Here is an 18,119-nt window from a genome sequence, read left to right as displayed (position 1 = left end):
ATCATGAAGAAACTTTTATTTTTAGCATTGGCGTCAATTGTTTTTGCGTCATGTAATCTCTCAGAAGAAAGTAAGGCAGAGGCTTTAATCGAGGAAGATATGAAAAAAACGCTCATAGTTGTAGATAGTTATGAGCCGGTGGAAACTCAATTAGACAGTGCGTTTACGCCTTATGACCAAGTGGAACTTATCGAAAGTTCATTTACTGTCATGCAATATGGTAAGACTATCATGCAAGCAGAAGAGGAGGCTAAGCTTGCAAAAATGAAAATGTCACTTTATGAGGATAGCCACTCGATGGGTTCTTATGAGAAAAATGGATATGAAGAGGCGCGTAGTGAATATAATGAAGCCGTAAGCAGGATAAAAATAACAGAGGAAAAGACAAAGAAAGTTGTCTTAGGAATAAGAAAAATGTTGCAGAAAAAGCCGGAATTTATTGGTTATAAGGCTATTCATTCTTATAGGGCAAAGAATAATGCCGGCCAAATTATGCTGGGACGTGCGTTGTACGTATTTGATAAAGAGCTTCAAAATATAGTCGCTACGTATGATATGGATGGAGAAGAGTTTAAAGCTTATGAACGATTAATGCAAGAAGTAGAAGAGAAAAACTGATATGTTTTAGCCCGCCGATACGCTTATCGGCGGGCTTTTTTGCGCTTTCATAAATTTATCCTTACCTTTGTAGTCTAAAATAAGTAAGGTTTATGGGAAAAGGAAAGTTGGCAAAGTTTGCCGAAATGGAAGAGTTTGAGAATGTGTTTCAATATCCGTTCTCTGTAATCGACAATGTGCCATTTGACATGAAGGGCCATTGGCGTGAGCAATATTTCAAGAATGATAACCCCATTGTGTTGGAATTGGGCTGCGGCAAGGGCGAATACACGGTGGAATTAGCCAAACTTTACCCGGAGATAAACTTTATTGGCGTAGACATAAAGGGTGCCCGTATGTGGACGGGTGCCAAGAAAGCGTTGGAAGAAGGGCAGAAGAATGTGGCTTTCTTGCGTACAAGTATCGAAATTATCGACCGCTTCTTCGCGGCGGATGAGGTGCAGGAGATATGGCTTACCTTCTCTGATCCGCAGATGAAGAACCCTCATAAGCGACTGACTTCTACTTTCTTTATGAATCGTTATCGCAAATTCCTCGTTGACGGGGGCACGATTCATTTGAAAACCGACTCTAATTTCCTCTTTACTTATACACGGTTGATGGTTGAGTTGAACCGTTTGCCCATCTTGTTGCGTACGGAAGACCTTTATCATACGGAGGGTATTGACGACGAAACGCGTAAGATTCTGTCGATACAGACTTATTATGAGAGCATGTGGATAGAGCGCGGACTGAACATAAAATACCTGAAATTCAGGTTGCCCCACGGCGTTGAGCTGCAAGAACCCGACGTTGAGATTCCGCTTGACGACTATCGAAGCTATCATCGGCCCAAGCGCAGTAGTTTGGACGCTGCCAAATAATTGGTGGAAATAGGTAGGAAAGGGGCCGCGGAAAGTTATTTTTTATCATTATTTTTACACAGACATTAGTTTATAGATAATATGAAGACATTATATCCTAAGCTGATAACCGATGCGTTGGCAACGGTTGTCTATCCCGGAACAAAGAAAAATTTGATTGAGAGTGAGATGTTGGCCGATACGCCGAGCATTAACGGCATGAAGGTGAAAATCGTTTTGCTCTTTCCTCGTGAGACCGATCCTTTCTTGAAATCGACCGTCAAGGCGGCCGAGGCTGCCATTCATTATCATGTGGATAAAGATGTGGAGGTGGAAATAGAGTTGGAATACAAGTCGAAACCGCGTCCGGAAGTGGGTAAGATGTTACCCGACGTGAAGAATATCATAGCTGTGAGCTCCGGTAAAGGTGGCGTAGGAAAGAGCACGGTGTCAGCCAATCTGGCCATTGCGCTGGCAAAGTTGGGCTATAAAGTTGGTCTGCTCGATACGGACATCTTTGGTCCGTCCATGCCAAAGATGTTTGGTGTGGAGGATGCACGCCCTTATGGCGTGGAGAAAGATGGTCGTCAATTGATAGAGCCCATAGAAAAATATGGCGTGAAGTTGCTTAGTATCGGCTTCTTTGTTGACCCTGACACGGCTACCTTGTGGCGGGGAGGCATGGCAACGTCAGCTTTGAAACAGTTGATAGCCGACGCCGATTGGGGCGAATTGGATTATTTCATCCTCGATACGCCTCCCGGAACGAGCGATATTCACCTTACGCTTTTGCAGACGTTGGCCATTACGGGTGCGGTAATTGTAAGTACGCCGCAGAAAGTGGCCTTGGCAGACGCTCGTAAGGGGATTGACATGTATAAGAACGACAAGGTGGATGTGCCTATTTTGGGCTTGGTAGAGAACATGGCCTACTTTACGCCGGCCGAATTGCCCGAGAATAAGTATTATATTTTCGGCCGCGATGGCGGTAAGAAATTGGCCGAGGAGCTGAATGTGCCACTGTTGGCCCAGCTACCCATCGTGCAAAGTATCTGTGAGAGTGGTGATGACGGTGAGCCGTCGGCCACAAAGGTGGATACCGTTACGGGGCAGGCGTTCTTGAGTTTGGCGCAGTCGGTGGTGACGTTTGTCAATCGCCGCAACAAGGAAAAGGCTCCCACGCAGATTGTGGACGTTACGATCAAATAAAATTTGACAAGCGGTTAAAGGAAAGTCCCGTTGCTTTTATGATGAGCAACGGGACTTTTTGTTTTGTTATTAAAATGAGGTTACGAGGCTGGATTGTTAGCGATTTTGCGTTGCTTGGCCTCTTTGGCCTTCTGCTTGATCATGTCGATTTGGTTAGAAGCATGGGTACGGGTCTGCTTCAGTTGGCTGCGATAAACGGCGCAAGTAAGGAAGAAGTAGGCCACAACCTGAATCCATAGTGCTTGGTATTCGGGAAGAATGTCGGAAAGATTGGCTCCCATGCTACTCAAGCGTAAGAATCCCCGAACGCCAAAGGTAGAGGGGAATAGCCAAGAAACGCCTTGCCACACGCCGGGAATATTGGATTGAGGCCATGAAATACCGGTCATGAACAGCATGGGAATGGAGGTAAACACGACCAGCAGCATGACATTCTCACGATAACGCACTACGCATGACAGTGCCATACCAAAGAATGTGCACGATAATATATAAGGTATAAGCAGCCCGAAGAGGTCGATCATTGTAATCATTGACGTGAAGCCGAACATACGAGGCACGGCCAATGTGAGATAGGTGCCCATAACGAGATAGACCATAAAGTAGCACAAGGCTTTCCCTAATACGATACGGAAGATTCCCACGTAATGCTTGCTGATGGGCACGAGGTCTTGGTAGCGATTGTTTTCACGGGCTGTTCCGGCGGCAAGGCCTATTCCTAAGAGTAGTGTTTGTTGCAAGATGAGCAGGAGCACGCCCGGAATGATGGCGTTTCCATAGCCTCCCGTCGTGTTGAAGATAGGCACCTCGTCGAAGTCGAGTGGCTTGGTTGTTATCTCATCATCACGGTTGGTAAACCCTTTTGAGGCCGCTATTTGAATGTGGGCATTGATATTTTGCGACACGATGAGGGCCGTCTGGTAAATAGCTTTATAGGTAAGCATGAGACTCATGTCGCAAAAGACACTGACATGTGACTGCTCGCCACGGAAGAGTTTTTGGTCAAAATCTTTTGGAAAGTACAGATAACCGTGTACTACTTGCTTGCCCACAAGCTCTCGGGCCTCATTAATGCTGGCACAATAGTAGGCCGCCTTGGTGTCGGGAGCGGCGTCGAAAGCGCGGATAAACTCACGGCTGGTATGGCTGTGGCTTTGATCTACGATGGCGACGGGCACTTCTCTCACCACTTCATTATTATAAATCCAAGAATAAAGCAGCGGATAGGCGAGTGGCACAAGGATGAAGAAGATGAGCACTCCCTCATCGGTGATGGTGGAACGCATTTCTTTTGCCCAGATGTAACACATGTCTCTCAGGCCATTCGTTATCTTATATAATAATGATTCTTTGTTCAAGGTCTTGTAAGTTAAGTGATTCTTATATTATATATGTACCAACCACGCTATGGGATATATACATAGAGCAGCATGGCTTTCTTAATGTTGCGGAGCACGAACACCGGTAAGGCGATGAAAATGCCTAACGCCATAAAGTTGAACCATGCGTCACTGGCCGGGAAATCATTGAATATACATATTTGATATATCATGTAATAGTGACGCAAAGGGAATAGTTGGGCAATGGATTCTATCATGGAGTCCATGGCAAAGATAGGATAGGTGGCGCCGCAAGCCGAGAAACTGACGACTGACCATAGGGAACAGACGCTCATAGACATGCGGAGTGAGGGCATGAGACCAAAGATAAATACGCCGAAGGCTTGTGCGGAGAGAACCGAAAGGAGCCCGAGTACCAAAATAGGAATGGTTCCGCCGGGGTGTGGAAAGCCTAATGTGTGGTAGATATAGAACTCAAATCCAAGGAAAATAGTAATGAAAATAAGGAATTGAGGTATCAGTTTGCCAACGATAGCTACCCATGTTCGGTTGGAAGCCATGGCCATAAGCTGGCGTGAACGTTTGAATTTGAGTTCCGTACCTAACGAGTAGGGCGTTATCAGAAACACAAATATCATGAGTACACCCGGTATCATGACCGTGCTGAGGTAGATATTGTAGCTGGCCCAAGGGTTGCCGAGCATGTGTAAATCTATGGCAATGGGCTGCAAGGACGTCTTTATCTCCTCGTTGGTCTTGCCTGTTGCCGCGAGTTTTGTCATTCCTACGGAGGCCGAACCTAATGTAGCAATGGTTTTAAGGTCACGAAAGAGCATGGAACCTGCGGCAAGTGTGACATTGCTATAGTAGAAAGAAATTTTCGGTTGTGAGCCGTTGACGAGGCCACGGGTTGTTCCTTCGGGTATAAGAAGGTAGGCATAGATCTCATTTCGCTGGATAGCTTTGCGTGCTTCGTTAGCGTTCTCGTAATGGGCAACAACCTTTGAGGTTTGAAAAGCGTCGAGCTTATGAATCATCGCACGTGAAGTAGCCGTATTATCCGCGTCAACCACACCTATGGGCATGTCTGTCGGCACTCCTTCTTTCATCAATGAGGTGAAGAAAAGAATGACAATGACGGGAAATATCACCATGCAAAAACCGTAGATGGGGTTTTTCCACATGATACCACATTCACGAAGCGCTATATGGTAGAGTCTTTTCAGCATGCTGTAGCTTTATCCTCTAAGTATAATGAAAAAACTATTTATTCTTGATGATGAGCGACATACCCGGACGCAAGCCTTCAAAAGGTGTGACCGGACGGGCCTTTACCTCGAATGTTTTTAAGTCATATTGGCCGCTGGACTTCGTTGCTTTCCACACGGCATAGGACCCTTGGTCCTTGATATAGTACACTTTGAGTTTCAGTTCTTTATTGAATGCGGGGACAAAGGCCGTGAATGACTGTCCCATCTTGAGGTTCTCAAGTCGGTCTTCACGCACGTTGAACGTTCCCCACATGTCTTTCATCACGGAAATGCTGATGATGGGAGAGCCTATACCTACCAATTCACCAACCTTTGGATAGATTTCGCTGACCTCACCATCGACTTGTGCCACTTGAACTGTCTCCTTTAAAAGTGAGCTGACCACATCAACAGCGCTTTTTGCGGCCTGCGCATGGCTGGCAACCATTCGTTTTTCTTGTTCTCGAGCGCCATTGCGGGCCATGTCGTATTGGCTCTTGGCAGCTTTAACCTGCGCTTCCGTAGCCTTGAAAGCCGCAAAAGCTTCATCACGTTTCTGCCCACTGATGACGCCTTCATCGTATAAGTTCTGCATGCGAGTGTAGGTCTTTCTCGCTATTTCCGAAGCGGCCATGGCCTGCTGATAAAGTTCAAAAGCGCCTTGGATTTGTTCTTTGCGCGCTCCGGCATTGGTTAGATCCTCCATAGCCTTGGTAGCTTCGCCGGTAGCCTGCATAACTTTCTTCTGTGCATCTACCTCAGGAACTTCCAATATGGCCAAGGTATCACCTTTATGTACGTAGTCCCCTTCCTTCACACGTATTTCAACAACGCGTCCGGGGAGCTTACTGGAAACCCTATATTCCGAAACTTCAATTTCTCCTTGTATGGTATCATCCCCGCGTTCCAAGGTAAGGAAGCCGATGATGGCCACGATAACGACGACGGCTGCGAACCCTATCACGGCCAAAAGAATGTTATTATGTTGTGATTTTGCTGACATGATCTCAATTAATTAAGTGTTCCCAATGATTTCTCCAAGTTAACAAGCGCAAGTTTATAGTCGGCTTCCGCGTCAATTTTTTGACTTTGTGCCATTTGCCATGCCGTTTGCGCGGCCATGACATCGGTTGTCTGCATGACACCTTCACGGAATCCCAAGTTAGCACAGCGCAAGTTTTCCTCCGCGCTCTTGATATTCTTGTTGGCCATAATCAGTCTTTTGTGGGCTTCTTTCACCTTAAACTGACTTTGAGCCACCTGTAAATCAATCTTTTCTTTGGCATCATTGAATTCCATTTCGGCCATGCTGGTGGCCAGTTTTGAAGCTCTGACCTTATAAGAACCTTCAAACCAGTTCCAAACGGGCACCCTTACCATGACTCCTACGTTCCATAGACCGGAGAACTTACGCTCAAATCCATTCAAAACATTAGGATTTGATACGATATATCCACCGGTAAGCAATACTTGGGGCAGGTAAGCGGCCCTGATAATCTTGGTCGCTTCCTTGCTGATGTCTACCGCATTTTGCAGCATACGTAGCTCCGGCCGGTTCTCGGTAGCGGCGTTGGACTGAACAGAATCATCGGTAGAAAGCACCGTCAGAATCTCTTTGTTCTCGTCCGCAAGCGTTATTTGTTCATCCAAAGGCAAACCGCAAAGCTGACAAAGCAACATCTTTGATAGCGATAGGCCATTTTCTATTTGCGTGATTTGCATCTCCGCCTCATTCACCTTTACGTCAACTTTCAGTCCGTCGGCCCGTGTGGCCACGCCTTCCTTTATCATTTTCTTGACGTCTTCGGACAGTTTGGAAACTAATTTGTGATAGCTCACAGCCAATTTCTCTTTCTCTCGCAGCGAAACTACGAGCCAATAAGTTTGGTCTATGCTGTAAAGCGTGGCCTGACGAACAAGATCTGAGCTGTTGTCGGACAACTGCTCATTGATGGCCGCTATCTTATTGGCCGCAATGATGGCACCTCCCATGAAGACGGGTTGCCTTAACATAATCGCGCCGGCAAAGATGTTATGGGTGTTCGTGCGCAAACCATCAGTTATGTTTTGACCTAATTGGTCGCCGGCTTGGGCTATCGGACCGCCGATTTGGCTGATAAGCCCACCCATTTGCCGGGCCATGGCCGGACTGATGATACCTTGTTGGGCCAGCCCACCTATGAGGTTAGTGAGGTTGTTGCCCGCGGCGGTGCTTACATTGGTGCCAAAATGGTTGAGCGCATCCTTGCTATCATTGTCCAACAGCGATATTTCTTTGCTGTAATATTGGTATGTGCCAAGCGCATCGACCTTCGGCAGGTACTTTGTTTTCGCAGCTTTACGTATGTTCTTGGCTGCTTCTTGCTTGAAACGGGTCACGTTGAGCTGCTTGTTGTTGCGTAGCGCCAACGCCCGGCAACTGTCAAGGCTTAATGTGCGCTGCGCTTCCATTGGCAAGACGCAACCCGCAAGCATGAAAAATGTTAATAATTTCCTCATTCTATTTTGGCTAAATAAAACGCTTTATATAAAAAGAAAGTTTGTAATAAACTTCTTATATTGTCGTTAGCAAATATCTTCTACCTATTATGAGGCCTATTTGGAAAGACTTATCTTATAAAAAAGATTAATTGAAAGTGAAACTCCGGGAACCTATCATGTTGCCATCGGCAAACACACTAACATTGTATGTGCCGGCCTCCAAGGCTTGGTTGACTTGCCAATACATCGTTACCGGCGTTTCCTGTCCGCCATATTCAACGCTTCTCTTCATCGAGCATTGCAATGTTTTGTTCTCATAATCAAATGAACCGGCATTTCCCAACAAGTTACCTGACGGCGACATGATTCTCACATAAATGTCTTTGGTGCCATTTCCTGCCGTAACGTTCTTGGCTATGCTGAAGTTCACTTGGAATGCCCTGCATTTGCTGAGCTTCTTGGTGTCCTTTCCACGCTTGTCCTTAGCCTGCAATGAAATACCAACGGCGTCGAGCTGGGCGGCGATGGCCACCTTCTCGCTCAGCGAGGCCTTCTCTGTGTTCAAGCCTTCGATTTGCCTTGTGGCCTCCTCATATTGTCCTTTGACGCGTGTATTCTCCGCGGTGAGGTTCTGATTGAGCCGGTTCAAGGAGTCAATTTCCAGTACATAGCTTCTCAAAACGGCACGTACGGTGGCCAACTCCTTCTTCAGGCGAGCTATCTCTCGTGCGTCGCTGCTCTTGACACGGCGCAGTTCATCGAGCAAACGTTGTGTTTTTTCTTGTTCAGCGGTGAGTTGGGCAACAATGGAGTCGTTGGTAATCTGCGTTTTCATTTCACTATACTGATTGGCAAACTGCTGATACTCGTTCTCCATTTCCTTTTTATCAAGCTCAGCCAATTCCTGCATAGCCTTGTTTTCTTGCTTTTGTTTATTTAAACTCAAACCTAAATAAACAATACCACTTATTAATAAAAGCCCGATAAGGACCATCGGGATAATAATTTTTTTATTCATAACGAAACTAAAAAAACTTTATTTGTTGCTCATTGCAAAAATATAGTTTTTCTATTAACTGGCAAAGAAAAACCATGGAGCAAACCTTTATAATATTAAATTTTGACATTTTTAGGGAAAAATAGGACAACATTAAAATTAAATTTGTACTTTTACGACCGCTTCAATCGCTAACTTAGTTAAAACTTTATATGACATACCGTGGTTTCTTCTATAAAGTCTATCATTTATATTACGACGGATTCCGGCAAATGACGCTGGGTAAGACTTTATGGACCATTATTTTTATCAAGTTGTTTATCATGTTTGCCATCCTTAAAGTTTTTTTCTTTCCCAATTATATTAAGCAAAACAGCCGTGCGGGGCACGAGAATGAGTTTGTGGGGAAGGAGTTGATAGAACGCGCAAATCATTAAATCTTATTATAACTATGTTAAATCTATTATTAGACATTACGAGTGCCACTGTTGATTGGTCGAGGGCCCAGTTTGCCTTAACGGCCATTTATCACTGGCTGTTTGTGCCTTTGACATTAGGCCTTGCCATTATCATGGGAATCGTTGAGACCTGTTACTACCGTACTAAGAAGCGTTTTTGGAAAGACGCGGCCAAGTTTTGGCAGTCATTGTTCGGAATCAACTTTGCCATGGGTGTGGCTACGGGTATCATCTTGGAGTTTGAGTTTGGTACCAATTGGAGTAATTACTCGTGGTTTGTAGGCGACATCTTTGGCGCACCGTTGGCCATAGAGGGTATTGTGGCCTTCTTCATGGAGTCAACATTCGTAGCCGTGATGTTCTTTGGATGGAAAAAAGTGTCTCCGGGCTTCCATTTGGCTTCCACATGGCTTACCGGTCTGGGCGCCACAATCTCCGCTTGGTGGATTCTTGTGGCCAATGCGTGGATGCAATATCCTATCGGCCAGACTTTCAATCCCGACACCATGCGCTTTGAAATGAGCTCTTTCGTCGACGTGGCGCTGTCTCCTTTCGCTGTAAGCAAGTTCTGTCATACGGTCACCTCCGCATGGATTATCGGTGCTTTGTTCACGGTGGGCGTCAGTTGCTGGTACCTTTTGAAGAACAGAGAGCACAAACTGGCCGTTGAAAGCATAAAGATAGCCTCTGTCGTAGGCCTTGTGGCCTCGTTGCTGGCGGCTATTACCGGCGACGAGTCGGCCTACACGGTGGCCAAAGTGCAGCCTATGAAGCTGGCGGCGATGGAAGCCTTGTACAACGGAGGTAAGGATCAGAGCCTGACTGCCGTGGCTTGGGTAAGCCCATTTGGCCAACCCGACTACGCGAATCAGAAAGAAGCACCCTTGAAGATAGGCATTCCTTACGGCTTGTCGTTCTTGGCAACGCGTGATTTCCATGGTTATGTGCCCGGCGTGAACGACATTATCAACGGATATACGGACAATTCAGGAAAGCGACAGCCCTCTTTGAAAGAAAAGATAGCGATGGGGCAGAAGGCCATCACGGCTTTGCAACAATACCGCAATGGCGACAAGAGCGAGAAAGTGCGTAAGGCCGTGGCCGACAATATACAGTATTTCGGTTATGGTTACGTGAAAAACGCCGATCAGATAGTACCCAATATCCCCATAAACTTCTGGGCTTTCAGAATCATGGTGGGCTTGGGATGTTTGTTTATCTTGTTCTTCCTCGTTATAGGACACGTGTCTTGGCGCCAAAATATCAGCGATCCCAAGTGGCGTTGGCTGTTTATCGTGGCTATCGTGTTGGTTCCGCTGGGCTATATATGTAGCGAGTCGGGCTGGATAGTAGCCGAAATGGGCCGTCAACCTTGGACTATTCAGGACATGTTGCCCACATGGGCCGCCGTGAGCGATTTGCATTCAAGCAGCGTTATCTTGACATTCTTCATCTTCCTAGCCTTGTTCACAACCATGCTTGTCGTGGAAATCAATATCTTATTTAAGCAAATTCGTAAGGGGATGGAGGCCCCTAAAGCATGACATACTCGTTTTTACAACACTATTGGTGGCTCGTGGTGAGCTTGTTGGGTGCCCTTTTGGTGTTCCTCATGTTCGTTCAGGGAGCCAATTCTTTGATATTCAGCTTGGGACACACGCCCGATGAGCGCCGATTGGTCATCAATTCCACGGGACGCAAGTGGGAAATAACGTTCACAACGCTGGTTACGTTCGGTGGAGCCTTCTTTGCCTCGTTCCCATTGTTTTACAGTACGAGCTTCGGAGGCGCGTATTGGTTGTGGATGATTATACTGTTCACTTTCGTGATGCAGGCCGTGAGCTATGAGTTCCAAAACAAATTGGGCAATATCTTGGGCACACGCACATTCCAATGGCTGCTCATCGTCAACGGCATAGTAGGCCCCTTATTGCTGGGTGGCGCCGTGGCCACGTTCTTCAATGGCAGCAATTTCATGGTCGACAAGATGAATATAACGGACGGTTTGCAGCCCGTTATCAGCCATTGGGCCAATGCCAGCAACGGACTTGACGCGCTGCTCGACCCTTGGAACCTGATATTTGGCTTCGCGGTCTTCTTTTTGGCCCGGGTGTTGGGCATTCTCTATATTATAAATAATGTGGATGATGACGCCATCCGTCAGCGTAGTCGCAAGCATTTGCTTTACAATGTGGTGCCTTTCCTCGTGCTTTTCCTCTCCTTCTTCATCCGTACGCTGTTCAAGGAAGGCTTCGCTTACGACGCGACTACGGGCGAAATCTACATGCAACCTTTCAAATATCTCGATAATCTCATCGAAATGTGGTATCTGTTGCTCATCCTTTTGGTGGGCGTCGTGGCGCTTCTCTACGGTGTTATCAAGACTTTGATAGCCGATAGCTACGTGCGGGGCATTTGGCCGGCCGGCATTGGCGTGGTGTTGGTGGTGCAGGCATTGCTCCTTTGCGTGGGATGGAACCACACGGCCTACTATCCTTCGACCGCAGACCTGCAAAGCAGCCTTACCATCGTGAACAGTTCGAGCAGCATGTTCACGCTGGAGACGATGTTCTACGTGTCGTTGCTGGTTCCGTTTGTCATCGCCTACATCTCCTATGTGTGGCGTGCCATGGACCGCAAGAAGCTGACCCACGACGAAATTCATAACGACGAGGTGTATTAATCCATAACGAATGAAATCAATCTTCTTGATTCTGGCAGCCATGTTGCTGCCTTACACAAGCATGGCGCAGGGCATTGACACCCTGCGCCATGAGGTTCTTTTAGAGACAACGATGGGCAATATCCGCATCGCGCTGTACAATGAGACGCCCTGCCATCGTGATAATTTCCTGAAGTTGGCCCGCGAGGGCTATTACGATGGTAATCTGTTCCATCGGGTTATCAGCAGTTTCATGATTCAGACGGGCGACTCCACTTCACGCCATGCACGGCCCGAGGCGCTCTTGGGTAACTATTCGCCCGACTACACGCTGCCTGCTGAGATTATCTACCCGCAGCTCTACCACAAGCGTGGAGCCGTGGCGGCGGCCCGTGAGCCCGACGGCGTCAATCCCGAATATCGCTCCTCGGCCAGCCAGTTTTACATAGTCTACGGGCGGCGGTACAGCGAGGACATGATTGACCATGTGCAGGCTCGGCTCGACAAGGCCACGAAAGGACGGATAACGATACCTCCAATATTGCGCGAGGCCTATTTCAAACAAGGCGGCACGCCCCATTTGGATGGGCAGTACACGGTGTTTGGCGAGGTCGTTGAGGGACTTGATGTGGTGCGAAACATCGAGGGCGTGGAAACGGATAAGAACGACCGGCCTTTGCAAGACGTGAGAATCCTTAGGGCCGTGGTCACGAAATAACCCTAAGGAAGGCTGTTGGCCGGGTGGCGTTACGGCTGAAGGAATTTTGAAAATGTAAATATTTTTCTGAAAATAAACGGCATGTTTCCATCGCGCAACTACGTTCTCTGACGGCCAATATGGCGTGCCGGAGCGTTGTTAATCATGTGTCGGAATTACGAAAGCTATGCTTCGAGGAAGTAAAAGGGCTACCCTTGCTACCTCGAAGCATAGCTTTTATTGGCTCAAAAGGGCGCTGTTGGTAGGTTGTTACGGGCCTTTCAAGGCATAGTAAAAGGCCGTGAAAAGCGTGTTTTATGGCTAAGTGGTTGGTAACCATTTGATTATAAAATAGCCATAAAATGCGATATTTCCGTCCAAAGTTTTTCTATTTTAAAATAACTCGACTTTTTTGAAGTCTTTTGTAAAATAAAATCAGCATGCGGGCAGTCGTTTTTCAATGGCTTTCTGCTGTGTATCAGCATGTTTATCGTTAATATTTCATCAAATATTTTTTTGTTCCTATAATTAAAAAAGGTTGATGAGAATTTGTAAAACTTGCGAAAAATGATACCTTTGTACCATCAATGACTTATTAACTTAATAATAAAAGAACCTAATTTGAAAATCTTTAACAATGAATCAGGATTATTTAATTTTTGGATTAATCGCCTTGTTGGCAATCGGGTGGTATGTTTGGAATAAATCGAAAAACAAATCCGAGCGGGAAAAAGTAGAAGAAAGAAAACCTGTCAGCAGGACTATGCCCGCTCATAAGGTGGAGAACGACAAACTCGTTATGATAGAAGACGCGGGTGAGGAGGATGTGAAGAAAATCCTGAAAGACTTTTGCGCTTTGTATAACATTGAGAATTGTCAGGCCATCATGCGCTTGGTGAAAGTGTCGGAAAAGAAGTTCGCCGTTACTTTTCCGTATGACATGGAGTTTGAAATATTTTGTTTCTTCGTGAATTATGCCAATTATCCGTCCGATTTTAAGACGCGTTTCCATGCGAAGGCTTGGACTACCAAGAAGCATACGGATACTTGGATTACGGCTGCCGGCAATAATGAGAAAATCATGTTGTACGTTTTGGACGATGATACCGAGTATGACAATGTGTTTATAACGACGATTGACAATGTAGGATATAAGCTCGGATTTGCCATGGGTGAGGAAAAGCAGCTCCTGAATAAGCCTGAATTAGATTATATCAAGCCGCCCGTAGCCCTGAGTGAGTTAGAGAAGCTCGAGAGCATAGAGTTCAAATAAGTGTTTGAAAGTTTTGACTATTACAGGTTATACCTACGGTCAACTGCGCCATCAGCCCATCATTCCGGAAGTGTTGCGACGCATTACTCATCCCATAGCTCGACGGATGGCAGAGGAATGTAACGAGCGCAACCGTCGAGAGGGCTTCACAATGTACAAGATTGATGGAGAGTATAGTTTTGAGGGTTTGCGGGTCGGCCCGAAAGTGAGGATACCCGCTAAGGTTGAACTAATGGCGTTGCTGGATGGGCAAGAGCCTAACGCGGCGAATATTCGCGTTATAACTTATAGTCTTTTGCGTGATGAGTTGGCCCGTCTTTATGGTACAACCATACAAGAGGCTGGTGACATTATTGGCAATCAACTCGACTGCGCTCCCCATGAAGATATTTCGGGCTACATATTCATGGTGCCGAATTGGGCGCATAAATGGTTTCGCCATAACGGATATGTATCAAGAATGAAGTCTTGAACGCATAGCTTGCGCCATTGGCTCGAGCTATTCCAATAAGGTTGGTTAAAAGAATATAGCTTGGAGAAGGAGGATGTTTACCTTTTCCAAGCTATACGATAAGGCTCATGGAGGGCAGATAAAGTAGGGAGGACGGGGCTATAGGCACGCCAATGTGAAGTCGAAGCGCAGGCCACCCGTAGGAAGATTGCATACTTGGATGGTTCCTCCGTGGAAAATAATGGCGTTCTTCACGATGGATAATCCCAATCCGGTACCTCCGTTTTCACGGCTACGGCCTTTGTCTAACCTATAGAAACGCTCAAAGATTCTGTCAAGATGTTCTTTACCTATACCGATACCATTGTCGAAGAAGGTGAATTGCCATACTGTTTCTGCACGGGTTGCCTTTAGGGTGATGGTTGTTCCTTGGCCGGCATAGGCTATAGCGTTGTCAGTAAGGTTACGGAATATGCTGTAGAGAAGTGTTTTGTTGCCGGTTATGATAATATCTTCGGGCAGCATGTTGTTGAATGTCATGTGCTTCTCCTGAAGCGGCAGGGCTGTTTCTTCTCCTATTTGTTTTACAAGAAGGCCGATGTTGACCGTTTCTCTCTTTAAATAAGGTGAACCATCGTCAAGCCGGTTGAGGATGGAAATGTCTTGTAATAGCGTTGTAAGCCTTACGCTTTGGGCATAGCAACGCTCCATGAATTGCTTTTGAGTTTGCTCCGTTAAGTTGGGCGTATTGATGATGGTTTCCAAGTAGCCTTGAATACTTGCCACGGGAGTCTTTAGCTCGTGAGCTATGTTTTGGGTGAGTTCTCGCTTGAGGATGTCTTGTTCCTTGCGAGTGTTTTGCAGGCGTTTGTAGAGTTTGATAAGTCGTTCGGCGATTTCTCCCAGCTCGTCGTCCTCAAAATTGATAAGTTCCTCAATATCGAGGCTCTCGTTGTGGTCGGCTCTCCATGCGAAGGTGCGCAGTTGGGTAATGTTTCTAGCCAATTGGCGGATGAACCGATAGAGAACAAATGTGAGCAGGAAGAAAGCTATTAGGGCAAACCAAATATAATGTTGGTCGGCTTGTAGCGATTGGGTAAGGTAGTCGTTGTAGGGTAGGGCTGTACGAATGATATAGCCTTCTTTAGGAAAATAGGTGGCTGAATAAAAATATTCGCGGCTGAGCGTGGAACTTTTGCGTTCTAAGGTTTGTCCCTGACCGTTTTTTATGGCTTGTATGAACTCCGGACGGTTGGCATGATTGCCGATGTGGGCGTAGTTCTTGATTTCGTTATCGTAGAAGACGTTGCCTTTCCGGTCGATGAGCGTCACTCTGATGTTCTTTTCCAAGTGATCGGTAACGAACGAAGTAAGTGCTTGCTCGTTTCTAATGCCTTTTTTCAATACCGCTTCGTGCATGTGGCGGTTATAGTCTTGAAGCTCTTGATTGAGCGTATCTATCTTGTATTGCTTCTCTCTGTTGTGTTGAAAAATGATGAAGCAAGCCGTATAAATAAGAAAAAGGGCCATCACACTGATATAGAGTCGATGGCCGACAGAGAGCTTAAACATGAAAGTAAAGATTATGCGTTGAAGGTATAGCCGTAACCCAAGCGGGTTTGTAGGTACTGTGCGTAGCGTCCTATCTTTTTGCGCATGCGTGTAATATTGACATCTACGGTGCGGTCGAGTACCAAAACGTCTTTAGGCCATATCCTGCTGATGAGTTCTTGGCGGCTGAAGACACGTCCTTTTTCACCAAGTAGGGTGGTCAGGAGCTCAAATTCTGTTTTGGTAAAAGCGACTTCCTGATTATCTACATAAACGATTTTGCGGTCTAAATCTACTTTAAGGCCTTCGTATTGAATGATATGCGCATCTTTGGTTTGTGTCTGATTGTCCGTTCGTCTCAAGACCGCTCTGACTCTGGCGGTCAGTTCCCTGATGGAAAAAGGTTTGGGAATGTAATCATCGGCGCCAAGATTCAGACCTTCCACGGTGTCGTTCTCTGTGCTTAGGGCCGTGAGGAAGATAATTGGAATTTGGGCTGTGGCGGGATCTTTCTTTAGCTTTTCTGCCAAATCAAAGCCTGACATTTCACCCATCATGACATCAAGTAGAATAAGGTCGAAAGAAGATAGTGGCTTGGTGAGCGCTTCCTCGGCAGAAGAGGCTGTATCGGTCAGGTAGCCGTATGTTTCTAAATTGAATTTCAAAATTTCTCGAATATCCGATTCGTCATCTACTACGAGTATCTTATTCTTTTGATTCTCCATATTTCTTTTCATTGGTTATCTGTTTGCAAAAATAGACATTAATTTGTAGTTTCACAACTTAGCCATATTACATTCCTGTAAAAATATTACAGAAAGTTGAATATTTGTTACAGATATTGTGTGGAGGTAATGGTTAAGATATATTTTTCTTTTTATCTTTGTCGCATGAGCATAATGTGGTTAATAATTTTCTTCCTGCTCCCTTTGCTGGGATGCGGTTTTGTGGCGTGGCATGTTTGGGTGATGTTGCCTTTTGCCAATATATATAAAGGTGTGATTTTGGCAGCGATGGCATTGTCATTTCTCTGTATGTTCTTTAATTTCATCGTAGGACTCGACCGTCTGCCTACGTGGTTAGCTCGTGTTTTTTATGAGGTGGGCTATTCTTCTATCTTTATTTTGCTCTATTTGGTAATGGCATTCCTATTGGTCGATTTGCTTAGGTGGGTAGGTTGGTATCCTATAGATTGGTTTTATTCGAGTGCGAAAGGAAGTCTGCTTATATTCCTCGCTATAGTTGGTATTTTTAGTTATGCCAACCTCCATTATTATAATAAGGTGAGAATATCTATGGAATTGAAGTCTGATAAGGCTATGAAGCAACCGTTGAAGATTGTTATGCTGAGCGATCTTCATTTGGGCTATCATAATACACGGGCAGATTTGGCTAAATGGGTGGAGTTGGTAAATGCTGAACATGCCGATGCGGTGCTCATCGGTGGTGATATTGTGGATTTCAGTGTGCAACCTTTGCTGAAAGCGGACATGGCTTCTGAATTTAGAAAGCTGAACGCACCGGTTTATGCTTGTTTGGGAAATCACGATTATTATGCGGGTGAGCCGAATACTGAGAAGTTTTATAAGGAAGCAGGGATAAAATTACTGCGTGATTCTTCGGTGTTGTTGCATGACGATGTCATGGTTATAGGCCGGGATGATCGTACTAATAAGCGTCGTAAGTCGATAGCTCGACTGATGGATGGTGTTGACAAATCCAAATATCTTCTTCTTATGGACCATCAACCTTATCATTTAGAGGAAGCTGAACGGAATGGAGTGGATTTTCAATTTAGTGGGCATACTCATTATGGGCAAGTGTGGCCAATCAGTTGGATTGAGGATTGGATGTATGAAAATGCCTATGGCCCATTGACAAAAGGAAAAACGCGGTATTATGTATCGAGTGGAATTGGTATTTGGGGTGGTAAGTTTCGTATAGGCACTCGGTCAGAATATGTTGTTTTGACAATACGTTGATATGGCTTTGAACTTGGTTTTATCTCTTTTTTGCCTTATTTTTATTTGATTTATGTCAATAATTAGGAAAAAGTGGGGGTTAGATAAAAAATAAATAAGAAAATATTTGGAATGTGTCAATAAATGCTATACCTTTGCAAACGCTTTCGCTTTTAAACGAATAGCATTAAAGAAGCGTTCTTTGAACAATTTTACATAAACAGAGAAGTAGTAGTACAAGAATCGAGTGCACGTGTATTTTATAATATATGTGTATTTGGGTAAAAGAAACGACTCGTCAATTTTTGACATGAAAGGTTTTTTTAGAC

The 18,119-nt window shown here is 45.5% G+C and carries 17 protein-coding genes; 10 read left to right on the top strand and 7 right to left on the bottom strand.

Annotation, left to right across the window (positions count from 1 at the left end; translation table 11 throughout):
- Positions 1 to 3: 3 nt before the first annotated feature.
- The 3 genes from VIR50_RS00655 to VIR50_RS00645 all read left to right on the top strand — a co-directional run bounded on the left by VIR50_RS00655 (position 4) and on the right by VIR50_RS00645 (position 2,669).
- The gene (locus VIR50_RS00655; protein WP_331933219.1) at positions 4 to 618 is read left to right on the top strand and encodes a hypothetical protein; all 615 of its coding nucleotides are present in this window, start codon (positions 4 to 6) and stop codon (positions 616 to 618) included.
- Positions 619 to 710: 92 nt separating this feature from the next.
- Positions 711 to 1,481, top strand: a complete 771-nt coding sequence (gene trmB / locus VIR50_RS00650; protein WP_331933218.1) for a tRNA (guanosine(46)-N7)-methyltransferase TrmB — start codon at positions 711 to 713, stop codon at positions 1,479 to 1,481.
- 81 nt (positions 1,482 to 1,562) lie between these two features.
- Positions 1,563 to 2,669, top strand: coding sequence for a P-loop NTPase (locus tag VIR50_RS00645; RefSeq protein ID WP_331933217.1), 1,107 nt, complete (start codon positions 1,563 to 1,565; stop codon positions 2,667 to 2,669).
- Positions 2,670 to 2,749: 80 nt separating this feature from the next.
- Here VIR50_RS00645 and VIR50_RS00640 read toward each other — a convergent pair whose 3' ends face one another.
- From VIR50_RS00640 to VIR50_RS00620, 5 genes are all read right to left on the bottom strand, one after another.
- Positions 2,750 to 3,979 (bottom strand): ABC transporter permease, encoded by a 1,230-nt coding sequence (locus VIR50_RS00640; RefSeq protein WP_414703511.1) that lies wholly within the window; start codon positions 3,977 to 3,979, stop codon positions 2,750 to 2,752.
- Between the two features lie 95 nt (positions 3,980 to 4,074).
- Entirely contained in the window at positions 4,075 to 5,238 is a 1,164-nt protein-coding gene (locus tag VIR50_RS00635; RefSeq protein WP_331933215.1) for an ABC transporter permease, read from the bottom strand.
- 34 nt (positions 5,239 to 5,272) lie between these two features.
- Positions 5,273 to 6,262, bottom strand: coding sequence for an HlyD family secretion protein (locus tag VIR50_RS00630; protein WP_331933214.1), 990 nt, complete (start codon positions 6,260 to 6,262; stop codon positions 5,273 to 5,275).
- Between the two features lie 8 nt (positions 6,263 to 6,270).
- Positions 6,271 to 7,758 carry a TolC family protein gene (locus VIR50_RS00625; protein ID WP_331933213.1) on the bottom strand — a complete coding sequence of 496 codons (1,488 nt, stop codon included), beginning with the start codon at positions 7,756 to 7,758 and terminating at the stop codon, positions 6,271 to 6,273.
- Positions 7,759 to 7,885: 127 nt separating this feature from the next.
- Positions 7,886 to 8,758 carry a hypothetical protein gene (locus VIR50_RS00620; RefSeq protein ID WP_331933212.1) on the bottom strand — a complete coding sequence of 291 codons (873 nt, stop codon included), beginning with the start codon at positions 8,756 to 8,758 and terminating at the stop codon, positions 7,886 to 7,888.
- A 191-nt stretch (positions 8,759 to 8,949) separates the two neighbouring features.
- Here VIR50_RS00620 and VIR50_RS00615 point away from each other — a divergent pair, with 191 nt between their 5' ends.
- The 6 genes from VIR50_RS00615 to VIR50_RS00590 all read left to right on the top strand — a co-directional run bounded on the left by VIR50_RS00615 (position 8,950) and on the right by VIR50_RS00590 (position 14,299).
- Positions 8,950 to 9,174 (top strand): DUF4492 domain-containing protein, encoded by a 225-nt coding sequence (locus VIR50_RS00615; protein WP_331933211.1) that lies wholly within the window; start codon positions 8,950 to 8,952, stop codon positions 9,172 to 9,174.
- 14 nt (positions 9,175 to 9,188) lie between these two features.
- On the top strand, positions 9,189 to 10,739 hold the full coding sequence (locus VIR50_RS00610; protein WP_331933210.1) for a cytochrome ubiquinol oxidase subunit I: 1,551 nt from the start codon (positions 9,189 to 9,191) through the stop codon (positions 10,737 to 10,739).
- Positions 10,736 to 11,878: a cytochrome d ubiquinol oxidase subunit II gene (locus VIR50_RS00605; RefSeq protein ID WP_331933209.1), complete on the top strand. Its 1,143-nt coding sequence runs from the start codon at positions 10,736 to 10,738 to the stop codon at positions 11,876 to 11,878. The genes VIR50_RS00610 and VIR50_RS00605 overlap by 4 nt, the downstream gene beginning before the upstream one ends.
- Positions 11,879 to 11,888: 10 nt before the next feature.
- Complete coding sequence (locus tag VIR50_RS00600) at positions 11,889 to 12,575, top strand: peptidylprolyl isomerase (protein WP_331933208.1); 687 nt, start codon at positions 11,889 to 11,891, stop codon at positions 12,573 to 12,575.
- Between the two features lie 742 nt (positions 12,576 to 13,317).
- A complete protein-coding gene (locus VIR50_RS00595) occupies positions 13,318 to 13,827 on the top strand; it encodes a hypothetical protein (RefSeq protein ID WP_331933207.1) in 510 nt (169 codons plus the stop codon).
- 13 nt (positions 13,828 to 13,840) lie between these two features.
- The gene (locus VIR50_RS00590; RefSeq protein ID WP_331933206.1) at positions 13,841 to 14,299 is read left to right on the top strand and encodes a hypothetical protein; all 459 of its coding nucleotides are present in this window, start codon (positions 13,841 to 13,843) and stop codon (positions 14,297 to 14,299) included.
- A gap of 138 nt (positions 14,300 to 14,437) precedes the next feature.
- On the opposite strand, the gene VIR50_RS00585 is transcribed toward VIR50_RS00590, so the two are convergent.
- A complete protein-coding gene (locus VIR50_RS00585) occupies positions 14,438 to 15,850 on the bottom strand; it encodes a sensor histidine kinase (protein WP_331933205.1) in 1,413 nt (470 codons plus the stop codon).
- An 11-nt stretch (positions 15,851 to 15,861) separates the two neighbouring features.
- Complete coding sequence (locus tag VIR50_RS00580) at positions 15,862 to 16,554, bottom strand: response regulator transcription factor (protein WP_331933204.1); 693 nt, start codon at positions 16,552 to 16,554, stop codon at positions 15,862 to 15,864.
- A gap of 165 nt (positions 16,555 to 16,719) precedes the next feature.
- Between VIR50_RS00580 and VIR50_RS00575 the strand changes: the two genes are divergently transcribed.
- Positions 16,720 to 17,811, top strand: coding sequence for a metallophosphoesterase (locus VIR50_RS00575; RefSeq protein ID WP_331933203.1), 1,092 nt, complete (start codon positions 16,720 to 16,722; stop codon positions 17,809 to 17,811).
- Positions 17,812 to 18,119: the final 308 nt, after the last annotated feature.

Source organism: Prevotella sp. (assembly GCF_036570325.1).
Taxonomy (GTDB): Bacteria; Bacteroidota; Bacteroidia; order Bacteroidales; family Bacteroidaceae; genus Prevotella.
Note: the sequence above shows the minus strand (reverse complement) of the source record. Positions and strands in the feature narration are given on the sequence as shown.

What these genes read in the sequence shown, in the direction of transcription:
- VIR50_RS00655 (WP_331933219.1), top strand. Translation starts at nt 4, where the DNA reads ATGAAGAAACTTTTATTTTTAGCATTGGCGTCAATTGTTTTTGCGTCA.
- trmB (WP_331933218.1), top strand. Translation starts at nt 711, where the DNA reads ATGGGAAAAGGAAAGTTGGCAAAGTTTGCCGAAATGGAAGAGTTTGAG.
- VIR50_RS00645 (WP_331933217.1), top strand. Translation starts at nt 1,563, where the DNA reads ATGAAGACATTATATCCTAAGCTGATAACCGATGCGTTGGCAACGGTT.
- VIR50_RS00640 (WP_414703511.1), bottom strand. Translation starts at nt 3,979, where the DNA reads ATGTGTTACATCTGGGCAAAAGAAATGCGTTCCACCATCACCGATGAG.
- VIR50_RS00635 (WP_331933215.1), bottom strand. Translation starts at nt 5,238, where the DNA reads ATGCTGAAAAGACTCTACCATATAGCGCTTCGTGAATGTGGTATCATG.
- VIR50_RS00630 (WP_331933214.1), bottom strand. Translation starts at nt 6,262, where the DNA reads ATGTCAGCAAAATCACAACATAATAACATTCTTTTGGCCGTGATAGGG.
- VIR50_RS00625 (WP_331933213.1), bottom strand. Translation starts at nt 7,758, where the DNA reads ATGAGGAAATTATTAACATTTTTCATGCTTGCGGGTTGCGTCTTGCCA.
- VIR50_RS00620 (WP_331933212.1), bottom strand. Translation starts at nt 8,758, where the DNA reads ATGAATAAAAAAATTATTATCCCGATGGTCCTTATCGGGCTTTTATTA.
- VIR50_RS00615 (WP_331933211.1), top strand. Translation starts at nt 8,950, where the DNA reads ATGACATACCGTGGTTTCTTCTATAAAGTCTATCATTTATATTACGAC.
- VIR50_RS00610 (WP_331933210.1), top strand. Translation starts at nt 9,189, where the DNA reads ATGTTAAATCTATTATTAGACATTACGAGTGCCACTGTTGATTGGTCG.
- VIR50_RS00605 (WP_331933209.1), top strand. Translation starts at nt 10,736, where the DNA reads ATGACATACTCGTTTTTACAACACTATTGGTGGCTCGTGGTGAGCTTG.
- VIR50_RS00600 (WP_331933208.1), top strand. Translation starts at nt 11,889, where the DNA reads ATGAAATCAATCTTCTTGATTCTGGCAGCCATGTTGCTGCCTTACACA.
- VIR50_RS00595 (WP_331933207.1), top strand. Translation starts at nt 13,318, where the DNA reads ATGCCCGCTCATAAGGTGGAGAACGACAAACTCGTTATGATAGAAGAC.
- VIR50_RS00585 (WP_331933205.1), bottom strand. Translation starts at nt 15,850, where the DNA reads ATGTTTAAGCTCTCTGTCGGCCATCGACTCTATATCAGTGTGATGGCC.
- VIR50_RS00580 (WP_331933204.1), bottom strand. Translation starts at nt 16,554, where the DNA reads ATGGAGAATCAAAAGAATAAGATACTCGTAGTAGATGACGAATCGGAT.
- VIR50_RS00575 (WP_331933203.1), top strand. Translation starts at nt 16,720, where the DNA reads ATGAGCATAATGTGGTTAATAATTTTCTTCCTGCTCCCTTTGCTGGGA.